The 22,413-nt window shown below is 49.8% G+C and carries 25 protein-coding genes; 8 read left to right on the plus strand and 17 right to left on the minus strand.

What is annotated here, in order from left to right:
* Positions 1-14 precede the first annotated feature (14 nt).
* The 5 genes from paaA to J4F31_00985 all read left to right on the plus strand — a co-directional run bounded on the left by paaA (position 15) and on the right by J4F31_00985 (position 2,984).
* Positions 15-959 (plus strand): 1,2-phenylacetyl-CoA epoxidase subunit A, encoded by a 945-nt coding sequence (gene paaA / locus J4F31_00965; protein MCE2495151.1) that lies wholly within the window; start codon positions 15-17, stop codon positions 957-959.
* Complete coding sequence (gene paaB, locus J4F31_00970) at positions 956-1,252, plus strand: 1,2-phenylacetyl-CoA epoxidase subunit B (GenBank protein MCE2495152.1); 297 nt, start codon at positions 956-958, stop codon at positions 1,250-1,252. Before paaA ends, paaB begins: the two co-directional genes overlap by 4 nt.
* Positions 1,253-1,258: 6 nt before the next feature.
* On the plus strand, positions 1,259-2,017 hold the full coding sequence (gene paaC, locus J4F31_00975; protein MCE2495153.1) for a phenylacetate-CoA oxygenase subunit PaaC: 759 nt from the start codon (positions 1,259-1,261) through the stop codon (positions 2,015-2,017).
* 1 nt (position 2,018) lies between these two features.
* Complete coding sequence (gene paaJ / locus J4F31_00980; protein MCE2495154.1) at positions 2,019-2,507, plus strand: phenylacetate-CoA oxygenase subunit PaaJ; 489 nt, start codon at positions 2,019-2,021, stop codon at positions 2,505-2,507.
* Positions 2,508-2,627: 120 nt separating this feature from the next.
* Entirely contained in the window at positions 2,628-2,984 is a 357-nt protein-coding gene (locus J4F31_00985) for a four helix bundle protein (protein ID MCE2495155.1), read from the plus strand.
* A gap of 80 nt (positions 2,985-3,064) precedes the next feature.
* Here the strand turns inward: J4F31_00985 and lgt are convergent, their stop codons facing one another.
* From lgt to J4F31_01035, 10 genes are all read right to left on the minus strand, one after another.
* Positions 3,065-3,865 carry a prolipoprotein diacylglyceryl transferase gene (lgt, locus tag J4F31_00990; GenBank protein ID MCE2495156.1) on the minus strand — a complete coding sequence of 267 codons (801 nt, stop codon included), beginning with the start codon at positions 3,863-3,865 and terminating at the stop codon, positions 3,065-3,067.
* 17 nt (positions 3,866-3,882) lie between these two features.
* Entirely contained in the window at positions 3,883-4,911 is a 1,029-nt protein-coding gene (locus tag J4F31_00995) for a hypothetical protein (protein MCE2495157.1), read from the minus strand.
* Between the two features lie 224 nt (positions 4,912-5,135).
* Positions 5,136-6,296: a 3-hydroxybutyryl-CoA dehydrogenase gene (locus J4F31_01000; protein MCE2495158.1), complete on the minus strand. Its 1,161-nt coding sequence runs from the start codon at positions 6,294-6,296 to the stop codon at positions 5,136-5,138.
* Positions 6,293-7,069 carry an enoyl-CoA hydratase/isomerase family protein gene (locus J4F31_01005; protein MCE2495159.1) on the minus strand — a complete coding sequence of 259 codons (777 nt, stop codon included), beginning with the start codon at positions 7,067-7,069 and terminating at the stop codon, positions 6,293-6,295. Before J4F31_01005 ends, J4F31_01000 begins: the two co-directional genes overlap by 4 nt.
* Before the next feature lie 39 nt (positions 7,070-7,108).
* A complete protein-coding gene (locus tag J4F31_01010) occupies positions 7,109-7,342 on the minus strand; it encodes a hypothetical protein (protein MCE2495160.1) in 234 nt (77 codons plus the stop codon).
* 423 nt (positions 7,343-7,765) lie between these two features.
* Positions 7,766-8,110 (minus strand): helix-turn-helix transcriptional regulator, encoded by a 345-nt coding sequence (locus tag J4F31_01015; GenBank protein ID MCE2495161.1) that lies wholly within the window; start codon positions 8,108-8,110, stop codon positions 7,766-7,768.
* 101 nt (positions 8,111-8,211) lie between these two features.
* Positions 8,212-8,469 carry a membrane protein insertion efficiency factor YidD gene (gene yidD, locus J4F31_01020; GenBank protein MCE2495162.1) on the minus strand — a complete coding sequence of 86 codons (258 nt, stop codon included), beginning with the start codon at positions 8,467-8,469 and terminating at the stop codon, positions 8,212-8,214.
* 5 nt (positions 8,470-8,474) lie between these two features.
* Entirely contained in the window at positions 8,475-8,996 is a 522-nt protein-coding gene (locus J4F31_01025; GenBank protein MCE2495163.1) for a dCTP deaminase, read from the minus strand.
* A 3-nt stretch (positions 8,997-8,999) separates the two neighbouring features.
* Positions 9,000-10,487: a cysteine--tRNA ligase gene (gene cysS / locus J4F31_01030; protein MCE2495164.1), complete on the minus strand. Its 1,488-nt coding sequence runs from the start codon at positions 10,485-10,487 to the stop codon at positions 9,000-9,002.
* Between the two features lie 154 nt (positions 10,488-10,641).
* A complete protein-coding gene (locus tag J4F31_01035; GenBank protein MCE2495165.1) occupies positions 10,642-12,246 on the minus strand; it encodes a hypothetical protein in 1,605 nt (534 codons plus the stop codon).
* Between the two features lie 47 nt (positions 12,247-12,293).
* On the opposite strand from J4F31_01035, the gene J4F31_01040 reads away from it, so the two are divergent.
* On the plus strand, positions 12,294-12,983 hold the full coding sequence (locus tag J4F31_01040; GenBank protein MCE2495166.1) for a hypothetical protein: 690 nt from the start codon (positions 12,294-12,296) through the stop codon (positions 12,981-12,983).
* Between the two features lie 90 nt (positions 12,984-13,073).
* Here J4F31_01040 and J4F31_01045 read toward each other — a convergent pair whose 3' ends face one another.
* From J4F31_01045 to folE, 3 genes are all read right to left on the minus strand, one after another.
* Positions 13,074-13,667, minus strand: coding sequence for a hypothetical protein (locus J4F31_01045; protein ID MCE2495167.1), 594 nt, complete (start codon positions 13,665-13,667; stop codon positions 13,074-13,076).
* Positions 13,668-13,675: 8 nt separating this feature from the next.
* The gene (locus tag J4F31_01050; GenBank protein MCE2495168.1) at positions 13,676-14,686 is read right to left on the minus strand and encodes a hypothetical protein; all 1,011 of its coding nucleotides are present in this window, start codon (positions 14,684-14,686) and stop codon (positions 13,676-13,678) included.
* 68 nt (positions 14,687-14,754) lie between these two features.
* On the minus strand, positions 14,755-15,441 hold the full coding sequence (folE, locus tag J4F31_01055) for a GTP cyclohydrolase I FolE (protein MCE2495169.1): 687 nt from the start codon (positions 15,439-15,441) through the stop codon (positions 14,755-14,757).
* A gap of 324 nt (positions 15,442-15,765) precedes the next feature.
* On the opposite strand from folE, the gene J4F31_01060 reads away from it, so the two are divergent.
* Positions 15,766-16,377: an MCP four helix bundle domain-containing protein gene (locus J4F31_01060; protein MCE2495170.1), complete on the plus strand. Its 612-nt coding sequence runs from the start codon at positions 15,766-15,768 to the stop codon at positions 16,375-16,377.
* A gap of 138 nt (positions 16,378-16,515) precedes the next feature.
* Here J4F31_01060 and J4F31_01065 read toward each other — a convergent pair whose 3' ends face one another.
* From J4F31_01065 to J4F31_01080, 4 genes are all read right to left on the minus strand, one after another.
* On the minus strand, positions 16,516-17,118 hold the full coding sequence (locus J4F31_01065; GenBank protein ID MCE2495171.1) for a lipoprotein signal peptidase: 603 nt from the start codon (positions 17,116-17,118) through the stop codon (positions 16,516-16,518).
* Positions 17,119-17,131: 13 nt separating this feature from the next.
* On the minus strand, positions 17,132-17,518 hold the full coding sequence (locus J4F31_01070) for a TraR/DksA C4-type zinc finger protein (GenBank protein ID MCE2495172.1): 387 nt from the start codon (positions 17,516-17,518) through the stop codon (positions 17,132-17,134).
* Positions 17,519-17,522: 4 nt separating this feature from the next.
* Positions 17,523-20,924: an isoleucine--tRNA ligase gene (locus tag J4F31_01075; GenBank protein ID MCE2495173.1), complete on the minus strand. Its 3,402-nt coding sequence runs from the start codon at positions 20,922-20,924 to the stop codon at positions 17,523-17,525.
* Positions 20,925-21,093: 169 nt separating this feature from the next.
* Complete coding sequence (locus J4F31_01080) at positions 21,094-21,525, minus strand: RidA family protein (GenBank protein MCE2495174.1); 432 nt, start codon at positions 21,523-21,525, stop codon at positions 21,094-21,096.
* A gap of 49 nt (positions 21,526-21,574) precedes the next feature.
* Between J4F31_01080 and J4F31_01085 the strand changes: the two genes are divergently transcribed.
* Positions 21,575-22,413 (plus strand): PQQ-dependent sugar dehydrogenase (locus J4F31_01085; GenBank protein MCE2495175.1); only part of this gene is annotated, 839 nt, incomplete at its 3' end.

Below are 22,413 nucleotides of genomic sequence, written 5' to 3' on the forward strand. Positions count from 1 at the left end.
TTCAAGCTACTATTATGGACGAAAAGAAACTGGAAGAAGCGTTTCAGGCAAAGATCGACCGCGAGGAAAAGATAGAGCCGCGCGATTGGATGCCCGAAGCGTATCGGAAGACCCTCATTCGACAGATCTCACAGCACGCGCACAGCGAGGTGGTGGGTATGTTGCCCGAGGCGAACTGGATCACGCGTGCACCGTCGTTGCGACGTAAAGCAGCCTTATTGGCGAAAATTCAAGACGAGGCCGGTCACGGGCTTTATCTGTACAGTGCTGTGGAAACCTTGGGTGTAAAGCGCGAGGATACCATCGACGATCTGCATACGGGAAAGGCAAAATACTCGAGCATCTTTAACTACCCCACTTTGACCTGGGCCGATATCGGTGCCATAGGTTGGTTGGTAGATGGTGCTGCCATCCAGAATCAGGTTCCACTCTGCCGGACCTCTTACGGTCCTTATGCGCGAGCCATGATTCGGGTGTGTAAAGAAGAGAGCTTTCACCAACGTCAGGGGTACGAGATCATTTCGACCTTGGCGAATGGAACTCCCGAGCAAAAAGAAATGGCTCAAGACGCACTGACCCGCTGGTGGTGGCCATCGCTCATGATGTTTGGACCAAGCGATGCGGACTCGCCCAACTCGGCACAGAGCATGAAGTGGAAGATCAAGAGAAAAAGTAACGACGAGTTCCGTCAGGAGTTTGTAGATAAAACCGTACCGCAGGCCGAGTTTATTGGTTTGCGCGTACCTGACGACGATTTGAAGTGGAATGAGGACCGCAGTCAATACGATTTTGGTGAGATCGATTGGAACGAATTCTACGACGTGATCAAGGGAAATGGCCCTTGCAACAAGGAGCGCATTGCGGCTCGACTCAAAGCCAAGGAAGAAGGTATGTGGGTTCGTGAGGCTGCCAATGCATATGCCGAAAAGCGACGTCAGCGTAAAGCACAAGAAGCATGAGTGAGAAAAAACCGAGTGACTGGCCCCTTTGGGAAGTCTTTATCCGCAGTAAATCAGGTCTGCACCACAAACACGTAGGGTCCTTGCATGCCGCCGATGCCGAAATGGCCATCGAAAACGCCCGCGACGTTTATACGCGCCGATCTGAGGGAATCAGCATTTGGGTCGTGGAGTCGAAGCACATGCACGCTTCTAATCCGACCGAAGGCGAATCGCTCTTCGAACCGGCCGACGATAAAGTTTACCGACACCCGACCTTCTACGATATCCCGAAGGAAGTCGGACATATGTAAGTCGCCATGGAGATTAAAGAAGCACTTTTTAATTACGCCCTTCGCATGGGCGACAATAGCCTCATCCTTGGACATCGCTTAAGCGAGTGGTGTGGCCACGGTCCAATTTTGGAGCAAGACATTGCTCTTATCAATATGGCGCTGGACCTCATTGGACAAAGCCGCAGTTACTTGACCTATGCGGGCGAATTGGAAAGTAAAGGCCGAAGCGAAGATGATTTGGCTTACATGCGACGCGAACGCGAGTTTAGCAATGTGTTGCTTACCGAGTTGCCAAACGGTGACTTCGGTCGAACCATTGTTCGCCAATTCTTATTCGATGTGTTCCACTACCTTCAGCTCGAGCGGTTGTCGAACAGTGCGGACGAACAGCTCGGGGCCATAGCCCGTAAGTCGTTGAAAGAAGTGACCTATCACTTGCGTTACTCGAGCGAGTGGATGATCCGCCTCGGTGACGGTACTGACGAAAGTCACCGCCGAGTGCAGGAGCCGTTGAATGAACTCTGGGCCTACACCGGTGAGTTATTCGAGATGGACGAGGTCGATGAAACACTCTTAGGCGTAGGAATTGCACCGAATTTAGCCGAGCTGAAACCACTTTGGGAAGCCAAGGTCAAGGAGATCCTTGAAGAAGCTACTTTGAACGTTCCGGAAAGTGGCTGGATGCACTCGGGCGGGCGCAAAGGCGTGCATTCCGAGCACCTCGGATACTTGTTGACCGACCTGCAGTACCTACAGCGCAGTATTCCAAACGCAAAATGGTAAAATGATGGCGGTGACCCACGACATCTGGCAGTGGATGGAAGAGGTCAGCGATCCGGAAATTCCCGTGCTGACCGTCGTTGACTTGGGCATTGTTCGCCGGGTCGATATGGATGGGGAGAATCCTGTGGTCACCATTACCCCGACTTACAGTGGATGCCCTGCGATGAACACCATCGAAGAAGAGATCAAGGAAAAACTAGCCGAGCACGGATACGCCGATGCGGAAGTTAAAACCGTGTTGGATCCCGCGTGGACGACGGACTGGATGACCGACAGCGGCCGTAAAAAGTTGGAAGAATACGGAATTGCGCCTCCTGCCGCAGGCAGCGTCAATAAAAAAGCCCTATTTGGAGAAGCGGATAAGGTGCGTTGCCCTCAGTGTAAATCGACCAATACGCATATGGTGAGTCAGTTTGGCTCAACGGCGTGCAAGGCGATGTACCAATGTGATGATTGCCTGGAGCCGTTTGACTATTTCAAATGCCTCTAGGCATTTGAAATAGTCCGTGAACCATGGACTATGGACCATGAACTTCATGATCTTCCACTAAAAATTACGTTTTGGCCTCAGGTGTCATGATCAGTCCCTTATACTAGGGATATTGTAAGCATGAGAAATTTTAGAAATTACACTGTCCGGGAAGACGGATTGGCGCTTTATACTAGCATTTTCAAAGTCACACGGCAATTTCCAAAAGAAGAGGTTTATGGTCTTACTTCGCAATTACGGCGTGCGGCACTCTCAGTTCCGTCAAATATCGCGGAGGGCAGCAGTCGTAGTAGCCCTGTAGAATTCTCGAGGTTCATCGAAATCGCAACCGGATCACTTTTTGAACTCGAAACTCAGCTTATTGCAGCTCACCAATTATCTTACCTCAAACCAATCGACTTGGATATTCTTCAAGAAATGATCTCTTCGTTGAGAAAGCAACTCTTAGGCTTACGAAAGAAGCTGAAAGCTGCGTAAGCCCGTTTTACTATCCCTCTAAAGCCTCAGTTCATAGTCCATGGTTCAAAGCCCATGGCTCATGGCTTACGGCTTATGACTCACGGCTTATGGCCTCTACCGCGGTACATGAAATACGCCCCTACCAACACGGCCGGAATACTCAACCATTGCCCCATGTTCAGGGCCATGCCCTCTTCGAACTCAACCTGATTCTCCTTGATGAACTCCACGAAAAAGCGCACCCAAAAAATGGCCACCAAAAAGAAGCCGAAGAAAAATCCCTGAAGGTCTTTCCAGTTGCTTCGATAGTACTGTCGGATCATCACAATGAAAATCGCTAAATAACAAAGGGCCTCATACAGTTGCGCGGGGTGCCTCGGGGTCAAAGGATCCGCCACATAGGCCTTAGTAAATATGAACGCCCAGGGTACATCCGATGCCACACCAATGATTTCGTGGTTGAATAGGTTTCCCATTCGAATAAAGAAACCCGCCAAGGCCACCACGATTACGATTCGATCCAAGATCCACAGCACCGATTTCTTCGAATACTTGCGCGACCACAAATAAAGCGACAGAATGATTCCGATCGCAGCCCCATGACTCGCTAACCCACCATTGTTGATCATGATGATCTCGCCCAAATTCTGCGAGTAATACTCCCAATCGTAAAAGAACACGTGTCCCAGTCGCGCCCCAACTATGGTCCCCACCATAGTGTAGATCAACAGGCCGTCGAGCCATTTCTCGTTCAGTTTCTCATACACGAACATGCGCTGCACAATCGTATAGCCAAAGAAAAACGCAAACGCAAACATGAGCCCATACCAGCGCACGGGCAGCCAATCGACGTTCGGAAAAATCTCGGGTTCAACGATCCAAGTGATGTAGCTGAGCATAGTCGCTAAGGTAGAAATTAATACCAATCGAGCAGGGCCCAAATCCCCTTGCCGGCCATTAGATATCGGCGCGTTCCGGGCACGGGCACCACCGTGTAAAAGCCCCGTTCGGTAATAGAACTCCACTCGCCCTCAATTAGTACATCCGCTCCCTTTCGGCCTACCACCAATATGGATGGTTCTCTGCCTGCGGCAGGAAGTAGCACTATCCCCGTACGGTGACCGGGATTGCTCGACGGCATAAAATTCACCCACGTCTGGCCCCCGTCGTAAGTACGGGCCATACTCTGTGTATTCAGCTCCGGATGTTCCCAATCACCCCCTACCATGAAACCGACCGAATCGGTCAGCGCCATCCCCATGGGTCCCATCATTGCCGAACCTTTGGGCATCGGTGTGGCGATCGCATCCCAAGAACTCCCGTGATCACACGTGCGAAGGATCCGATTGCTTTTTCCGCCCGTCGCGATATACGTGCAATTCTTTGCGAACCCGATCAGCTGATCACTCGCTGCGAACCCCGCTTCGCCCTCCAAGGGCTCCGGCAATAGTTCCGCATCGATCCGACTCCAGGTCAGTCCCCGATCCAGCGACCTGTAGATAGCAAAGGCCCCATCGAATGGATCCCCGAACATCCAACCGTAGCCCTCCGGTGAAAACCGCAGAGCGTCCATGAAAACTAATTCGGAATCTTCCCGCCAAACGATGTTCCAACTTTGTCCGGCATCTTCCGTGCACCACAATACTCCGGGACTCCCGGCCGATAACACCAATATCGTACTGTCGTCCAGCATTTCAATAGCCCGGTATTGCAAGGGCTCGGCAATGTCCACGGGCGGAATCAACGTATCGACACTCCACGTTCGACCCCCGTCATAGGTACTCGCTACGCGAAAGTCATCACCTCCCAACCAAAAGGTACTCGCGTTCCAAGCCTCCGCCGCTCTACAGCTCATGTCTTGAGGTAAGCGATCGAGCTCGAAATGGAACTGTTGGGCTATGGACCATGGACCGTGAACCATGAACAAAAAAAGGGATACTGGCAAAAGCCGGGAAGTTCTGGCACGGCCAAAGGATATTCGCCCTGCGGGCGAGGAAAAATGGGATATTGGCTTACGCCCGGATATTTTCGCCATACAAAAGTACATTCGCTCTTCGAGCGAGTTGATGGGAGAGCAAGGCCTCCACAATGATGTTTTAGAAAAGTAGAAGAATCTATTGTAACACATACCCCACTAAGAACTTAAAACTATGAAATAAGAACTCGCTACTATTCACTATAGAACTTCTCATTCAAACGCACCATGCGCCTAAGTATTGGGCTCGGTCGGTACCGATCCTCACCGTATTCGGCCTGTAGCCTTTCTAGTGTTTCGAGCGTGTGTTGAATACCCTTTTCATCGGCCCATTTTAAAAGCCCTTTCGGGTAGTTCACCCCCTTGGTCATGGCCAGATCGAGATCTTCCCGAGTTGCGATGTTCAAATACAGGGCATCTGCCGCTTCGTTAATGAGCATGGCCAAGATGCGCCAAACGATGTTCTCACCGAGCTCTTTGTCCTTAATTGGCTCGGGTTTTGGGGCTCCATCTCGGTAGTCGTAGTAACCGCGACCGCTTTTGCGCCCCAGCCAGCCAGCCTCCGAATGTCTTTTTTGCGTGAAGCTGGGCCGATAACGCGGGTCGTAGTAAAATGCAGCGAACACACTTTCGGTTACGGCGTAGTTGACATCGTTCCCAATGAAGTCCATCAACTCAAAAGGCCCCATGCGAAAACCACCCAGCTCCTTCATGGCCCAATCGATGGTCGCGAAATCGGCAAAGCCTTCTTCGTAAATACGGAGTGCTTCCCCATAAAACGGTCTGGCCACTCGATTCACAATGAAACCCGGAGTATCCTTCGCCAACACGGTCACCTTTCCCCACGAGTCGATCAATCGACGCGCGGCATCGGTGATGTCAGGTGAAGTTTGTACGGCCGGAATAATCTCGACGAGCGGCATCAGCGGGGCCGGATTAAAAAAGTGGATGCCGATGGCGCGCTCGGGCTGGTCTAGGGAACTCGCGATGGCCGCAATCGACAGCGACGATGTATTGGTCGCCAAAATGCAGTCCTCCCCCACAATGTCTTGAAGGTCCCAAAAAAGCTTTTGCTTTACCTCGATCTTCTCTACAATGGCCTCAATCACCAACCCACAACCGGCAAAGTCCTGCAGATCGCTAGAGGTGTGAATCCGCCCGATGAGGGCGCCCGTCTCTTCCTCCGTCAATCGCCCTTTTTCGACCAAGCGCGTTATGATCTTCTTCAGTGCGGCCATGGCCTTTTCCAGCGCCTGCGGCGCGATGTCGAACAACACCACTTCGTGACCGCTTTGTGCTGCGACTTGGGCAATTCCGCTGCCCATCGATCCCGATCCTACGACTCCGATCTTCATTTTCCGGTGAATTTGGGTTTGCGTTTTTCCAGGAAAGCATTCACGCCCTCCTTGTAATCGGCCGTACCACCGGCACTTGTTTGCAGTTCGTCCTCGAGCGCGAGTTGCTTATCGAGGCCATTGCGCATGCTTCGGTTCAGCGCGCATTTGGTGAATCCAAGCCCCTTGGTCGGCATCTGCGACAGCTGAACGGCAATGGCCATCGACTCTTCGGCGAAGGTATCGTCTGAAAAGACTTTGTAGAGCATGCCCAGTCTTTCGGCCTCAACGGCCGGAACCTTATCGCCCAGCATCATTAGGGCACATGCCTTTTGGAATCCGATCAATCGCGGTAAAAAGAAGGTGCCGCCACTGTCGGGAATGAGTCCGATCTTGCTAAAGGCCTGAATAAAGCTCGCGCTTTCGGTCGCTACGACCACGTCGCACGCCAGGACAATGTTGGCCCCTGCACCCGCCGCAACACCGTTCACGGCAGCTACGATCGGCTTGCGAATGCGGCGAATTTTTTTAATGATGGGGTTGTAGTGCTCGCTGACGATCTTGGTAAGCTCAGGGCCTTCGGGGTCTATGGCTTCGGCCAAATCCTGACCGGCGCAAAAGGCCTTTCCCTCCCCAATGATGTAAATTGCTCGGATGCTGTCATCGGCCTCGCAGGCATCGAGTTGCTCTTGCATGGCCAAGGCCATGGGTCTGTTGAAGCTGTTGTATTTGTCGGGTCTATTCAGCCGAATGATCGCAACGGCATCGCGCTGTTCAAAAAGAATGGAATCCATGGGTCAATGTACGTTTGACCCAAAGGTACTATTCACGGATTACGAAGCCAACTCGGGATATTGCTCTCGGATATCGCGAAACGATTCGTTGATCACCCGGCGTGAAGCCAGCACCAAGACCAAGGTTACCGGAAAGGCGAGTACGATGTACCACTTGGCAGCTAAACTCATGGTTTCATCGAATACGTTGAACATATTGAGCAGGTTGAGCGGTATAAAGAGTAGGGAGAACGACACACTACGTGCGATTCCATCAAAAAGTAGTTTGGGCATTCTTTTGCGTTCACGGCGATCACGGATGACCAGAAGGAGCCAATAAAGGAACAGCACTCCGAACCCACCCGCGAGGGCCCAACCGGCACATCGTATCGGAATACGATGTGCCGGGCTCCTATGCCGGACAAAAGGGTCATGAAGATCTGAGGTGGCTTCCAAAAATGGAGAAAATGAACCCACAAACGCCGGTAGTAGTAGTTGCCCAATGATTTTTGTCGCTCCACGAGCACATCATCGAAACCGAAGATCCCGAATTCTTTATGCGTTATGCGAATAGCCTCATCCGGAGTAAGGTCGGGGTTTTCGGTCATGCGCTCTTCTGCAGATGAGGCTAGGTGGTCGACCAACTCTTCCTGTGGTCATAGAATTCGATCCCCTTCTGTTTAACGAAAGCTCTGATTTGTTCTATTTGGTCTTGATTTAACTCCATAGTGGTCCATTGTTTGGATTCAACAAGAGTTGCATGTTTTGTAGGTAATCGGCCAGTTCATCCATTTTCTGCTTAGCCGCATGGCCGCCTTGTGGGGTGATCGAATAATACTTTCGGCGGCGTCCATCGACCCGCAGCGTTTCTGTCGATAGCCATCCTTTACTTTCTAACTTGTGTAAACTAGGGTACAGCGCTCCCTCTGTTATTTCGAGCCCGCCCGAAGTCACCTCCTTCACCTTCTTGGTGATCTCGTATCCGTACATACGCCCATTCTCTTCGAGCAACCGGAGAATGATGGTCTCTAAACTTCCCTTGTAGAACGAGTTTTCTTTCATTACCTAAGATTCTTAGGTAAATATACATAAGAATTTTAGGCATGTAATGGGAATGCGCATTTTAGTCTTGGCCCCAACGAGGTGATGTATTGGCCGAACGCCTAATGCTGATGACCGTGGTGTTTCCCATCGTGCCGCTTAGGCACCGGATCGTAACCCGAGGTTCCCCACGGACGACAACGCGCAATGCGCTTGGCTCCTAGCCAGATTCCGCGAATGACACCCCACTCCCGAATGGCTTCGATGGTGTAATTCGAGCAAGTCGGATAGTGCCGACAATTGCGCGGCAATATCGGACTCAGAACGTATTGGTAAACGCGAATCAGAAAAATGAAGGGCACTTGCAGTATGGCCCTCAGCGTTTTCACTTCTGAAAATCTTTGTACAACATGCTGGGCTGTACCTCTTTGTTGTGCTGGTACTTGTTCGATTTGTACTTGTCGAATTCGCCATCTATGCTGTGGTAGAAGATTTGGCAAATCTCAACGCCCGGATAAATACGAATCGGCTGTACGCAGAACATTTCGAGTGTCCAGTATCCGCTGAATCCAACATCGCCGAAACCGGCCGTCACGTGCACGAACAAGCCCAAGCGACCGATCGACGAACGACCCTCGAGCATCGGCACAAAACGCTCCGTAGTGGTATGCTCAGTGGTACGGCCCAGATACAATTTTCCGGTCTCGAGCAACAGCCCCTCCTCCGGAATGATCATCTTGGTGGCCGTATTGACCTCCTTCATATCGAGCACATCGTTGTCGTACACCAACACCTCATTGTGCAAGCGCAAGTTGTACGAATTGGGGTTCAGCTGCCCTTCATTGAACGGCTCGATCTTGATGTCCTGCCCCATGTGCGACAGAATTTGCTTCCCAGATAGAATCATACCTTATCCGTTTTGGATCCAAAAGGTTCCCTCTTTACTATCTTTCAATTGAATGCCAAGCTCGGCTAACTCATCGCGGATCTTGTCCGACGTCGCCCAATCTTTATCCGCCCTCGCGGTATTCCGCAGGTCGATCACCAATTGCATTACGCCGTTCATATCCTTCTGGCCCTCGCGGGCCGATGCTTCCCTTTCGAGACCTAGTACGTCTTCGATCATGGCGGTGAAGAACGCCGAAAGCTCGTCAATGGCTCCTTGTGTCAGCTCCAACTTTCCATTGATGTTCGAGTTGATCACACGCACGGCATCGAACAACTCGGCGATCAAGATGGGGGTATTGAAATCGTCGTTCATTGCAGCAAGTGCCTTCTCCTTCCAAGCTGCAACATCGAATTCGTCATTTCCTCCGGCCTTCATACGGCCTATGTCGGCCATGGCCTGCATCATCTTCTGATACCCCTTCTCCGCTGCCTGCAAAGCCTCGTTTCCGAAATCGATCGGCGAACGATAATGCGCTTGAAGCATGAAATAGCGGATGATCATAGGCGAATAGGCGCGCTCCAACAAATCGTGATCACCGGTGATCATCTGCTCGAAGTTGATGAAATTCCCTTTGCTCTTGGCCATCTTCTGTCCCTCGATAGTCAACATATTGTTGTGCATCCAGTAATTCACCGGAACCTTGCCATGTGCCGTGCAACTCTGTGCGATCTCGCCCTCGTGGTGTGGAAACTGAAGATCCATTCCACCACCGTGGATGTCAAAGGTATCGCCCAAATACTTCGAACTCATCGCCGTACACTCGAGGTGCCACCCGGGGAATCCCTCGCCCCAGGGCGAATCCCATTTCATGATGTGTTCCTGCTTGGCCTTCTTCCACAAGGTAAAATCCTTGGGGTCGCGTTTCTCCGATTGGCCATCGAGAGAACGACTTCCACTTTGCAGGTCTTCGAGCACCTTGCCCGATAACTGCCCAAAAGGATAGTCCTTCACGTACTTGTCCATATCGAGGTACACGCTTCCGTTGACCTCATAGGCATACCCGTTTTTCAGGATCGTCTCCACGATCTTGATCTGCTCGGGAATATGTCCGGTAGCGCTCGGTTCAATACTCGGAGGCAATGTATTGAGTTTAGCATAGGCGTCGTGATACGTATACGTATACTTCTGCACGATCTCCATCGGCTCCAACTGCTCCAAGCGCGCCTTTTTCGTAATCTTGTCTTCACCTGCGCCTGCCAACTCGTCTTCGAGGTGACCTACATCGGTAATGTTGCGTACATAGCGCACCTTGTACCCGAGGTATTTCAAGTATCGGAATACGATATCGAATACCACGGCTGCGCGCGCATGTCCGAGGTGCGGCTCACCATAGACGGTAGGGCCACAAACGTACATGCCCACGAAAGGCGGGTTTATTGGTTTGAAAATTTGTTTCTCGCGTCCGAGAGAGTTATAAATACTTAGGGGAAATTCTTTGGTCAGATCCATAATAGCTGGTTTTGCGGTTGTTGAACGAACGATTCAAAAGGGGTGAATCAGCAACAACAGCAACAGCCGGCAGAGTAGAGCACAGAAATAATAGAATGACGCATTATAGTTCTCGTTTCCGGTACAAAGAAAGTGATTTTCCCTCGAATTCAGGTCATTCTTTCATTAGAATGAACCCTCCCTTTTTCCCTTTATCCACATCGCTAAAAATGAGCCACTCTTCATTTTCTCCTTTGTAGTACTGTGCATTATTCAAATAAATGGGAACATTTTTCCATTCGTTGGGCATCACACTGTTGTATTCCATTTGGCGCCCTTCACTTACCCCGACCAGAACTAACTGGCCTCTCATTCCAATGTAGGGTTTGCTTACATCTTCCGGCCAGCGATTTTGGTTGTTGGGGTGATCGATGTACATGATTCCGATACCGTCGTTGAGCTCAATAACCTTTGATCCTACAGTCGATTCATAGGTCGTTTGCGTCGACTGACGCTGTTCTTTCGGCACTACATCCATCCACTCGGGAACGCCCGCTTTATCGAGCTTGATTACCACAATATCGTTGGCACAAGACTCCCAATAGGTGACCGTGCCGCCCACACCATCACTGATTTGAACCCAACGGCCGTAATGATTCTCTACGACGTGGAAGTATCCGCCATCATTGGATGGCCTGAACCACTTCGTATCCATGTACATGTCTTTAAACCCTTCGGTACTCTTGCGATCGGGTATTTCCTTGTGGTTTTCAGTCAAACGGTTCCAAACACTGTTCGAAAGGGGCATTAGGTTGACCTCCCCACATTCCCATTTTTCGCGATCGATGATAAAAGTAAATGCGCCTGCAAATGTTCCTCGCTCACTTCCTCCGTAAGTTCCGGAAATCAAGAAATCGCCCGACTCCATCTTTCGTGTTGCAAAAGTTCGGGCAAATGCGGTGATCTCTCCCATTAGCTCTTGTACCCGCGATGTCGTTTGGAGTTCTTCTCCATCGGCGGAGAATTTGTGGAAGTAAAGCACTTGACGGGGGGTCCCATTCGCCTCCATCTTTTCTTCTTCCATGGTCAATACCACCTCGCCGTTATCCATGAGGTCGATTCCGTGGAAGGTCAGAAACTCATTATCCGTTTCCATATCCACGGTTTTCTTCCAAACCAAGTCACCACCGAGGTCTACGATTCCGACCGATACTATTGCTCTATCCCGATCTTCTTCAGACATCGTAGAATAAAAAACCAGCTGCTGTTTTTCTTCATTGTAGTCGTACCTCGTAATCCCGGTTACCTTACGATCGACTTCTTGAGTCCAATACTCGATAGGTCGGCTATAAACACCGGTGCGTAGGTCAATATCCATTCCCAGTACGGTCTTTACTCTGGTCTTTTTATCGTAGGACAACAAGAACAAAGTAGCCACCCCGTTTTCGATGATGATCGGACGCTTACTGAGCGAGAGCCCCTTCCAATACCATGCATCCACGCGGCCGTATTTCAATTTTCCGAGATCGATCTCTACGATCTCCCGCATGTCCCCTCTGTAAGGATCAACCTGATAAAAAATGAGCTCTTTTGACTTTCTGGTGTGCCCCACACCGATGACGACGTCATTTTCCTTATCTAAATAATAGCTCGGATCTAAAACTCCTTTCGGAATCTCAAAGCTTACGGTTTGCTTTCGACGAAATGGATTCTCGCTTACTTGGGCACTTGAAACAAGGACTGAACAAATAACGAAAAGCAGGATAATTAGTCGTTTCATTTTGATTGGGTGGAGAGAATATTTATTTTTGGCCAAAATACTAGCAAATGTTCACCAAAGCAACTCTGGTTTCGGTTTTCTGCCTAATCCCTACTTTACTATTCGGGCAACGAATCATTGAATCCGATGAGACGGTCCGCAACTCATCCAGAAAAAAGGCATATCAATCGAGCCTGGCACTGAAGCTCGGTTTTACCGATGCCCTCCGTGGTGAGATACCCGTTTCATTGGAATACGGATTTTCTGAACAGGTTTCCGTTGAAGTTGGAGTAAGTTATTTGATCAAGAATTTTTGGTACTTCTCGGAGTGGGGGTTCCTGGCGGGAAACGACCCTTTTGTCGGAAGTACCTACGACATATACGGGTCGCCAGACGCCAGTGTCGGAGTCTTTAGTAAAGTTCGTTTCTACTACGATGACCAATTCTACGAAGGATGCTTCTTCGAGATCGAGTTCAACGACCGCCGCTATAACTCGACTTATACGTACGAAGATTTTGAACAGCCAACGTTCATGCATTTTACGGACTTTTCTTTGAACTGGGGTGCAGTTCACCACTCCAACGAACGCTTTTGTTTGGAAGGGTTATACGGGTTTGGCGTCAGAAATGCTCGTTTGCAGTTCTCTGAAGGCGACAACTTCGAACCCGCTGTACCAGGTGAATCACCAGGGCTGTACACGAGCCAAGGAAACACATTAATGTTGCGCATTGGATACAAGCTCGTCTACCTATTGTAACCCCCTATTTCCCGAGGATTTGCTCAGGAACCTGAATGTGAAGCGTTAACTCTCGCTTATTAAAATACGAGAAAAGCACTTCGGAGCCGATCACCGCTCTCCGACCGGTAGTATTAAAAAATGATCCGGCGCTCGAGTGTGAGGGAAATACAGTAAATATTCCCCATTATAATTGTAGTAGAACGAAGGGCGAAGGGTATAGTCCTTTATCTCATAACCCTCATTGATAACTTTATAATCCATTCCCCCTAGATCGTCAATCGTAACGCCTACGAAGTTGGGTTTTCTTATACCCCAAGGTTTTTCGATGTTCGGAAAAGTGCCTAGGTTTTCTTTTTCATCCAAGTACGCGATCAACAGATCAGCACCCTTTCTAACAGCCGAATAACTTAAAAATGTCAAGCTTAGGTAGGGAGTGCGCTCGATTTGAGATTTGGGAACAAGGGTGATCCAGTTTATCGCACCGGATTCAGCGAATTGTACTGCGAGAATATAGCCACGTATAACCGCGTACTGTCGCGTAACAACTTGACTTGCAGGGTTGCCTTCTGTGTATTCCTCCCAGTGATAATCCTCCATGAGCATAAGCACCTTTCCTGATTCAGTACGCTCCATGAAGTCGATCCTAAAGTTCGGGGTCTTATAGTTTTCTTCCGTTTTCTTAGTGTACTCGTGAAAAGACAAAAATTGTTCTATTTTCTCTGATTGCGCCCTTGAAACGGATTCGTGAAACACCTTCCCAACTGCCAGGATTGAGCGTCTATTAGTGCTCCAAAAACACCGTTATAATCGGTATAATGCTTTACTCGGCACGATCCTTCAATGAACAAGTCTCCGTTGGGTAAAAACTGGCTATCCCATTTCGAAATCGAAAGACCTTGGTCCCGATCGATTTTGAAATCGAGTGTGGCATACATGGGCCGGTCCGATTCGAGGTCGAATCGGTAAAAGTCGAAATGCGTTTCCCATTTGTCTTCACCCACTTCTTCATAACGCATGAATCCATATTCCATTCGCCCTTGCGAATCAAATTGAATATCGCGTAAGCGCATTAAAAAATAGGTCGGCGGAATTTCAAAATTCTTTCTCCACCGGTCGGTCCGATTCCGGTTAATTATTCGAAGATCAAACTTGGCTGGCTCCTTATCAATGGAAGGATACGACCCTAAAGCCAAAGCATTTTGTTCCTGATCAACTTGAAACTTTATACCTCCATTATCGCCATTTTCAGAATGCTGCTTGTGAATTACTTTCATTGGTGAAACTAGTCCCGCATGAAGATCCACATCCAGGGTCAAAAGAAGTTTGACGTCCTCTTTTACATTCGAATAAGTGAATAGGAAACGGGCCGTCCCCTGGAATGCCCAAACCGGCTTACCCTTGATAGCCTCCCAATCTACCGGTGCTGCCGCATCCCTTTTAACGGAATATATCTTGCTTGGAATCTCAATGATGGTACTCACGGTTCCTCGCTCCGGGTCCACGGAAAAGACGACCATATCCTTTCGTTTCTTCGTGAAAGCATAGGCGTATAATTCCCCTTCGCTGGTGTCCTCGAAAAAATAAGGCTCTGAAATACCCTTTGGCAGTTCTAATCGTGTAGCATTTTGAACCTCTAATTCAGGGCCATCTACGCTCTGCTCCGATGAAATCAGGGTAGAAGTATAACTAATACCGCTGCGAGACCTATCGATCGGAGACATTTATTCAAAAGCTCGGTTTTATACTACCCTTTAAATGAATGATAATGCTGTCAAGCCGCAGTAATCAATTACAGCTCCATATTGATGTAGTCCAAGAACTCCTTCCTCACTTCGAGGTCTTGGAACTTGCCGCCGTATTCGGCAGTCACTGTAGAGCTATCGATATCGCGGATACCGCGCGAATTCACACAAAGGTGCTTGGTGTCGATTACGCAGGCCACATCCTCGGTATTCAACGCTTCTTGTAGATCCTTAACGATTTGCATCGTCAAACGCTCCTGAACCTGCGGGCGACGAGCGTAGTAATCTACGATCCTGTTCATCTTCGACAATCCGATCACTCGGCCATTGCTGATATATGCGATGTGGGCCTTACCCACGATCGGCAACAAGTGGTGTTCACAGGTAGAGTACAGTGAAATATTCTTCTCCACCAACATTTCGCCATACTGGTACGAGTTGTTGAACGTCGACATCTTCGGTTTCTCATCCGGCCGTAGGCCGCCAAAAATCTCTTGCACGTACATCTTCGCGACCCTAAAAGGCGTACCCTTGAGGCTGTCGTCGGTCATATCCAAACCGAGCGTGTGCATAATGTCGTACACCTTCTCCGAAATGATGTTCATCTTCTGATCATCACTCATAGCAAAGGCATCACTGCGCATCGGAGTCCGGGTGTAATCGCCCGAGGCATGGTGATCGCCCATCTCCTCGCACGATTCGCGCTTCGTGTCTATATCGTGTTTCAAGCTCATTTTCTTCTGCTTTTCCGTACAAACGCCCTGCGGACAGAAAGGTTCCATCCGACCCCGCGACATCATCGCGTTTGGCTATCTCAATCTCTGGGCCTGAATGAAATAAAGCCGCAAAGATACGAAACAACTTTTCGCCATTGGCGAAAGGAGATTTTGGCTTTGCCAAAGTACATTAGCTAGCGCCGCAAGTACATAGCAACACAACGAGTAGGTGAAACCTATTAGGATACCCATGGCCCGCTGCCCACCGCCCTCAATAGAACATTTTCCACATAATAGTATTACTATTCATATATTTATGTGTTCCGTCAAAATGTCTACCCTATGACGACCTACACAAAGATAAAATGGACCCTGGGCATACTGCTCGTGTTCGGATTGGTTGTGGCCACCAACCTGATCGATCAGAATAACTTCACTCAAGTCCGCAACTCCGCCGTAACCATTTACGAAGATCGACTGGTCGCTAAAGACCTCATTCTCGACTTGCACGAGATCACACACCAAAAGGAAGTCGCTGCGTTGCGGTCCGACACCTCCTTTTTTCGAACTCAAAACCAGCGAGTAAATAAGGATGTACAGGGAATCTTAGACCAATACCGCAGCACAAAGCTCACGGATAAAGAGGGAAGGGTTTTCGGCGACCTCCAAAGTAGTCTGAAAAAGTTACAGAACGTTGAAGCTACGGTCCTGAGCTCAAAACCGCTGAATTTCGATACCCTATTCGAACAGACCGAAGTGGTAAAGGGCCACCTCGATGAACTCTCCAAGATCCAACTCGAAGAAGGACGTCGCGAAATGCTGCTAAGCAACAAAGCCCTGGACAAAGTCAAACTATTCACCCAGATCGAGATCTACTTGCTAATCGTGATCGCCGTGCTGATCCAAATCATCGTGATGTACGATCCGCGTCGGAAAAAAATGGAGGAAGGTTGAATCGTTGATCGAAATTCCGGAGCTTGACTTATTTCACCAAACGAAGAACACTCACAGTTCATGGTTCATGGTTCATCGTTCATGGTTCATGGCCCACCGCCGACTGCCGACTAAGAACTCAACACTAAACCCTAAGGACTACTCAGCTTCCATCGCCGAAAACGCCTGCTTCTGAAATAAGATCAACAAAGCCACACCGATCGAAATAGCGCTGTCGGCAATGTTGAATACAGGTCTAAAGAAAACGAAGTAATCGCCACCCCAAAAAGGCAGCCAGTCGGGTAAATAACCCTTCCAAATAGGGAAGTAGAGCATATCGACCACACGGCCTTGCAAGAATCCGGCGTAACCGCCTCCATCGGGTAAAAAGGCTGCGACCTGGCCATAGCTCTCACCGAATAAAAGTCCGTAGAAGGCCGAATCGATAATATTTCCCAAAGCACCGGCCATGATGAGTGAGAAAGCGACCACTACAATGCCCTTGGCTCCCTTATCGATCAGCGACTTCAAATAGTACCCAATCGCAATGACGGCTCCGATGCGGAACAGACTCAGCGCGAGCTTTCCCCATACACCTCCGAACTCCAGTCCAAAGGCCATTCCATTGTTCTCAGTAAAGTGTATACGCCACCAGTCGAATACTCTGATCTCTTCTCCGAGATAAAAGTTCGTTTTAATGTACACCTTCACGATCTGATCGATCAGGAGCACAGCGGCGATGATGAGGTACGCTTTCTTCAAGACCCGGGGCGCCTTAGCGCTTGCTCAAGTTCTTGGCTTCGATGCTCATAGTGGCATGTGGCACCAACATAAGGCGCTCTTTGCTGATGAGCTTGCCAGTCACTCGGCAAATTCCATAGGTCTTATTTTCGATTCGCACCAGGGCATTCTTGAGGTCGCGAATGAATTTCACCTGACGACTAGCCAATTGAGCATTAGCCTCTTTACTCATCGTGCTAGACCCTTCTTCGAAGGCCTTGAACGTTGGTGAAGTATCGTCGGTTCCATTATTTACATCATTAACATAGGTCGCTTTGATGGCGGCCAAGTCAGCTTCTGCTTTCCCGATCTTTTCGAGAATGATCTTGCGGAACTCTCCTAGCTCCTCGTCACTGTAGTGTGTTTTTTCCTTCTCTGCCATAGCCTTATACTTTATTGATCACAATTTCGGTCTCGACATCATCAAACTCTACGGTAACACCTTCATTCGAAAGTTGATCTACCATATTCAATTCTTCGGCCAACGTTTCACTGCAAATATAAGACCGATTATTCTCTACAGCACTCACCAAGGCCGGATGCCTTTTCATTTCCAACACAATTCGATCGGTCACTTCCAGCCCCGAATCCTTTCTGAGATTCTGGATACGGTTAACCAATTCGCGGGCCGTACCTTCTTCTCGCAGGGCATCCGTCATCGTCACATCCAAAGCGACCGTTAGGCCATTTTCAGAGGCAACGAGCCAGCCCGGAATATCCTCGCTGGTGATCTCGACGTCATCCTTATTTAAAGTAACGGATTCTCCGTCGATATTTAGCTGATAAACGTCAGCTCGCTCGATTTCGCGTATCGTCTGTTGGTCAAATTGAGCCAACGCCGAGGCGATTTGTTTCATCAGGCGCCCATAGCGAGGCCCTAATATCTTAAAATTCGGCTTAATCTTCTTCACCAATACTCCGCTGTCTTCGGAGATAAGTTCCATCTCCTTGACATTAACCTCCGACAAGACCAAATCCTGTACGGCGTTTAACTGCCTTGCACTGGTTTCATCGAGTACCGGAACCATCACTTTTTGCAATGGCTGACGCACTCGAATTTTTTCTTTCTTCCGCAAGCTCAAGATCAAACTCGTAATCGTTTGAGCCTTGCGCATACGCTCTTCCAAGTCATGATCGACCTCGTTTTGCACATATGCCGGGAACGAACTCAAGTGCACACTTTCATGAGCTTCTTTTCCCGTAACGCCATTCAAATCTCGGTACAAAAGCTCCGCAAAGAAAGGCGCTATTGGCGCCATGAGTTTGGCCACCGTTTTAAGGCATCGATAAAGAGTCTGGTACGCAGCATGCTTGTCGGGGCCGAATTCGCCTTTCCAAAAACGACGTCGACTCAAACGAACGTGCCAGTTACTCAAGTTTTCAGTTACGAAATAACTGATCGCCCGAGCAGCTCGGGTAGGCTCGTAGTCATCGTATGCCTGCTCGACCGTCTTGACCAACGTATTCAGTTCCGATAGAATCCAGCGATCGATCTCGGCCCGATCACTTACAGGCACTTCAGCTTCCGAATCGTCAAACCCATCGATGTTGGCATACAGCGCAAAGAATCCGTACGTGTTGTACAGTGTTCCAAAGAATTTGCGCTGAACCTCAGCAATCCCCTCTAGGTCGAACCGTAAATTATCCCAGGGCTGCGCATTACTGATCATATACCATCGGGTAGCATCGGCTCCATACTTCTTCAATGTCTCGAACGGATTCACGGCATTGCCGAGTCGCTTCGACATTTTTTGTCCGTTCTTGTCGAGTACTAGTCCGTTCGACACCACATTCTTATACGCCACACTATCGAATACCATGGTTCCGATAGCGTGCAGGGTAAAGAACCAACCTCGCGTCTGATCAACACCTTCAGCGATGAAGTCGGCCGGATAATACTCCTTGTTGTCGATCAGCTCTTTATTCTGGAACGGATAGTGCAATTGCGCATAGGGCATGGAGCCCGAATCGAACCATACATCGATCAAATCCGCCTCGCGCGTCATCGGCGCACCGGCCGAACTGACCAAAGTGATCTTGTCCACGTGACTCTTGTGCAGGTCAAACACGTTGTAATTGTCATTGGCCATATTCCCCGGCTCAAAGTCCGCGAGCGGATTCACGTCCATAATGCCAACAGCAACAGCTTTTTCACATTCCGCCTTCAATTCTTCCATGGATCCGATACACTTCGCCTCAGCACCGTCTTCGGTGCGCCAGATCGGAATCGGAATGCCCCAGTAGCGGCTCCGACTCAGGTTCCAGTCGTTTAGGTTTTCCAACCAATTTCCGAAGCGACCCGTTCCCGTACTCGCCGGCTTCCAATTGACGGTTTTGTTCAACTCAATCAATCGGTCCTTTACCGCAGTGGTCTTAATGAACCACGAATCGAGGGGATAGTACAAGATCGGTTTATCCGTTCGCCAACAATGCGGATAACTGTGTTCGAATTTCTCGACCTTGAAGGCCTTGTTCTCTTCTTTCAATTTAATGGCGATCTCCACGTCTACCGACTTCTCCGGAGCCTCGCTCTCATCGTAGTATTCACTCTTAACGTACTTCCCGGCAAACTCTCCCATCTCCGGCCTAAATCGACCCTGAAGGTCAACGAGCGGAGCCGGATTCCCGTTCTCGTCTTCCACCAGCATAGGTGGAACACCGGCATCTGCCGCAACCTTGGCATCATCTGTACCAAAGGTAGGCGCCGTATGCACGATCCCCGTTCCATCTTCCGTGGTCACAAAATCACCCGGGATCACGCGGAAAGCTCGCTCCGGATTCTCCATCGGCTGAGCGTAGGGCATAAGCTGCTCATATGGGAGTCCAACGAGTTCACTTCCTTTCCATCCGCCTACGGCGAAATAGGGAACTTTCTTGTCTCCCAATGTGAATGTCAGCTCATCTTCCGTCTCCACAGCAACGAACTTCCCACTGAACTGATACTCTACCAACGGCTTCGCCACGATCACCTGGATCGGATCACCTGTATACTGGTTAAAACTCTTCACGAGCACGTAGTCGACCTTGGGCCCAACGGTCAATGCCGTATTCGATGGAAGGGTCCATGGCGTAGTCGTCCAAGCCAACAAATGAACGTCGCCCTCAATGCCCTCCAGCATTGTGGCGTGCTCATCACGGACCGCCTTGAACTGAGCTACTACCGACGTGTCCTTAACATCGCGGTACGTTCCCGGCATGTTCAACTCATGTGAGCTCAGACCCGTACCGGCTTTTGGACTATATGGTTGAATTGTGTAGCCCTTGTAGAGCATCTCCTTGTCGTAAATGCGCTTCAACAGCCACCAAACCGATTCAATGTATTTATTCTCGTAGGTGATGTACGGGTCGTCCGTGTCGACCCAGTATCCCATTTTCTCCGTCAAGTCGTTCCAAACGTCCGTGTAGCGCATTACCGCTTCACGACAAGCCTTGTTGTAATCTTCAACAGAGATCTTATTTCCGATATCTTCCTTGGTGATGCCGAGCTCTTTCTCTACCCCGAGCTCCACGGGCAATCCATGCGTATCCCAACCGGCCTTTCTCTTGACCTGATAACCCTGCAAGGTCTTGTATCGACAAAAGATATCCTTGATGGTACGCGCCATCACGTGATGGATCCCCGGCATTCCGTTCGCAGAGGGCGGCCCTTCGTAAAACACGAATGGCTTACTGTCCGGGCGCTCGCTTACGCTGCGCTCGAAGATCTTCTCCTCCTTCCAAAAGGCCAACACCTCATCGGTGATCTTGGCCAAATTCAACTGCTCGTATTCGGGATATTTCTTCATAATCGCTTCTCCGTCGGGAACTTAAGCGTGCAAATTTATGAAATAGCAACAGCTTCAGCTTCAGTAAAGACCAGTGCTCATCGCCCACTATACCAAGGTCTTTCGTTGCAGCCTGTAGGTTGTACCCATGCTGCCGCTATCGCTAGCACTGTGGCCGTGGCTGTAACTGTAGCTATTTTTCCACTGCCGCGATACATTTCAACTCGATGGCGATCGGCGTCGGCAAGGCATTGATCGCCACGGTGGTTCTACAGGGCTTGTTGTTCGGAAAGTACTCCGCGTAAATGCGGTTGAAGGTCTTGAAGTCGCGTTTCATATCGACCAAGAATACCGTAATGTCCACGAGGTCTTCCCAGCCAGCCCCGGAGTCCACTAAAATTGCCTTTACATTGGCGAAGACACTGTGTACCTGAGCTTCGAAATCGAACTCCTCGAAATTGCCGTTGTGGTCGAGTTTGAGCCCCGGAACACCGCTGTGGTGTTCCCCGGTTCCAGCCGTACGAGGCCCTACGCCACTTAAGAACAACAAATTGCCCACCTTGCGAGCATGTGGATAAGCCCCCACCGCTTTCGGGGCTTTACTACTATCGAATGCCTTACTCATTTTCGTAACTTTATAGCATGTCGCCCATTGCGACCGTTGCTAAAGTACAATGAATCGCATACTCTACTTCCTTTTCGTTCTATTTACTTCGTGCCGAGTCGCCGCACAAGATTCCATAGTACTGAACCGGACCACCTTGGAGGTGCGTATCGTGGCCGACGACCTCCACGTTCCATGGGAGCTTCAATGGGGGCCCGATGACCATTTGTGGTGCTCGCTGCGCAACGGATACCTCGTGCGCATACATCCTGCCGCAGGCAGTAAAGACACCCTGCTCGACCTATCGACTACCGTGTATCAGGAAGGAGAAAACGGGCTGCTCGGTTTCGCTATCGATCCGGATTGGAAATTCGGCACTCAGTATGTTTACGTCGCCTACACCGTTCCGGCTCCAACGCCAAACGACCCGTACGGTGCGCACTTCTACGCGGCCAAGTACCAATACCTCGATTCTACCCTTCAAGCTCCTCAAACCCTGGCCGGACCTATTCCCGCGTGGTTGATCCACAGTGGGTCTCGTTTGATGTTCTTGCCCGATAAATCCTTGCTCATTACCGTGGGAGATGCCAATCGGCTCGATGCTCCGCTTTCCCTAGATTCTTTAAATGGTAAAATTCTGCGCCTATGGCGCGATGGTAGTATTCCGCCCAATAATCCATATCCCAACTCGCCGGTCTACACCTACGGCCACAGAAACCCTCAGGGACTCGTTAGGCTTCCCGACGGACGCATCTTCAGCAGCGAACACGGACCCGATAGCGACGACGAGCTCAATGCCCTTTTCAAAGGCAGGTGCTGGGGCTGGCCCCTCATAGAGGGCTTTTGTGACACCCCGGAAGAACTGGATACGTGTTCGCAAATTTGGGCCCATAACCCCGAGATCGCGTG

It is taken from the genome of Flavobacteriales bacterium (genome assembly GCA_021296215.1).
Lineage (GTDB): Bacteria > Bacteroidota > Bacteroidia > Flavobacteriales > ECT2AJA-044 > ECT2AJA-044.

Coding starts and splice junctions, on each gene's coding strand:
- lgt (MCE2495156.1), bottom strand. CDS start 3,865: ATGCTCAGCTACATCACTTGGATCGTTGAACCCGAGATTTTTCCGAAC.
- J4F31_01025 (MCE2495163.1), bottom strand. CDS start 8,996: ATGATTCTATCTGGGAAGCAAATTCTGTCGCACATGGGGCAGGACATC.
- J4F31_01015 (MCE2495161.1), bottom strand. CDS start 8,110: ATGAAAGAAAACTCGTTCTACAAGGGAAGTTTAGAGACCATCATTCTC.
- J4F31_01080 (MCE2495174.1), bottom strand. CDS start 21,525: ATGAGTAAGGCATTCGATAGTAGTAAAGCCCCGAAAGCGGTGGGGGCT.
- J4F31_01050 (MCE2495168.1), bottom strand. CDS start 14,686: ATGTCTCCGATCGATAGGTCTCGCAGCGGTATTAGTTATACTTCTACC.
- J4F31_01035 (MCE2495165.1), bottom strand. CDS start 12,246: ATGAAACGACTAATTATCCTGCTTTTCGTTATTTGTTCAGTCCTTGTT.
- J4F31_01040 (MCE2495166.1), top strand. CDS start 12,294: ATGTTCACCAAAGCAACTCTGGTTTCGGTTTTCTGCCTAATCCCTACT.
- J4F31_01000 (MCE2495158.1), bottom strand. CDS start 6,296: ATGAAGATCGGAGTCGTAGGATCGGGATCGATGGGCAGCGGAATTGCC.
- J4F31_00985 (MCE2495155.1), top strand. CDS start 2,628: ATGAGAAATTTTAGAAATTACACTGTCCGGGAAGACGGATTGGCGCTT.
- J4F31_01005 (MCE2495159.1), bottom strand. CDS start 7,069: ATGGATTCCATTCTTTTTGAACAGCGCGATGCCGTTGCGATCATTCGG.
- paaA (MCE2495151.1), top strand. CDS start 15: ATGGACGAAAAGAAACTGGAAGAAGCGTTTCAGGCAAAGATCGACCGC.
- folE (MCE2495169.1), bottom strand. CDS start 15,441: ATGAGCTTGAAACACGATATAGACACGAAGCGCGAATCGTGCGAGGAG.
- cysS (MCE2495164.1), bottom strand. CDS start 10,487: ATGGATCTGACCAAAGAATTTCCCCTAAGTATTTATAACTCTCTCGGA.
- paaB (MCE2495152.1), top strand. CDS start 956: ATGAGTGAGAAAAAACCGAGTGACTGGCCCCTTTGGGAAGTCTTTATC.
- paaJ (MCE2495154.1), top strand. CDS start 2,019: ATGATGGCGGTGACCCACGACATCTGGCAGTGGATGGAAGAGGTCAGC.
- J4F31_01060 (MCE2495170.1), top strand. CDS start 15,766: ATGACGACCTACACAAAGATAAAATGGACCCTGGGCATACTGCTCGTG.
- paaC (MCE2495153.1), top strand. CDS start 1,259: ATGGAGATTAAAGAAGCACTTTTTAATTACGCCCTTCGCATGGGCGAC.
- J4F31_01070 (MCE2495172.1), bottom strand. CDS start 17,518: ATGGCAGAGAAGGAAAAAACACACTACAGTGACGAGGAGCTAGGAGAG.
- J4F31_01010 (MCE2495160.1), bottom strand. CDS start 7,342: ATGCCCAAACTACTTTTTGATGGAATCGCACGTAGTGTGTCGTTCTCC.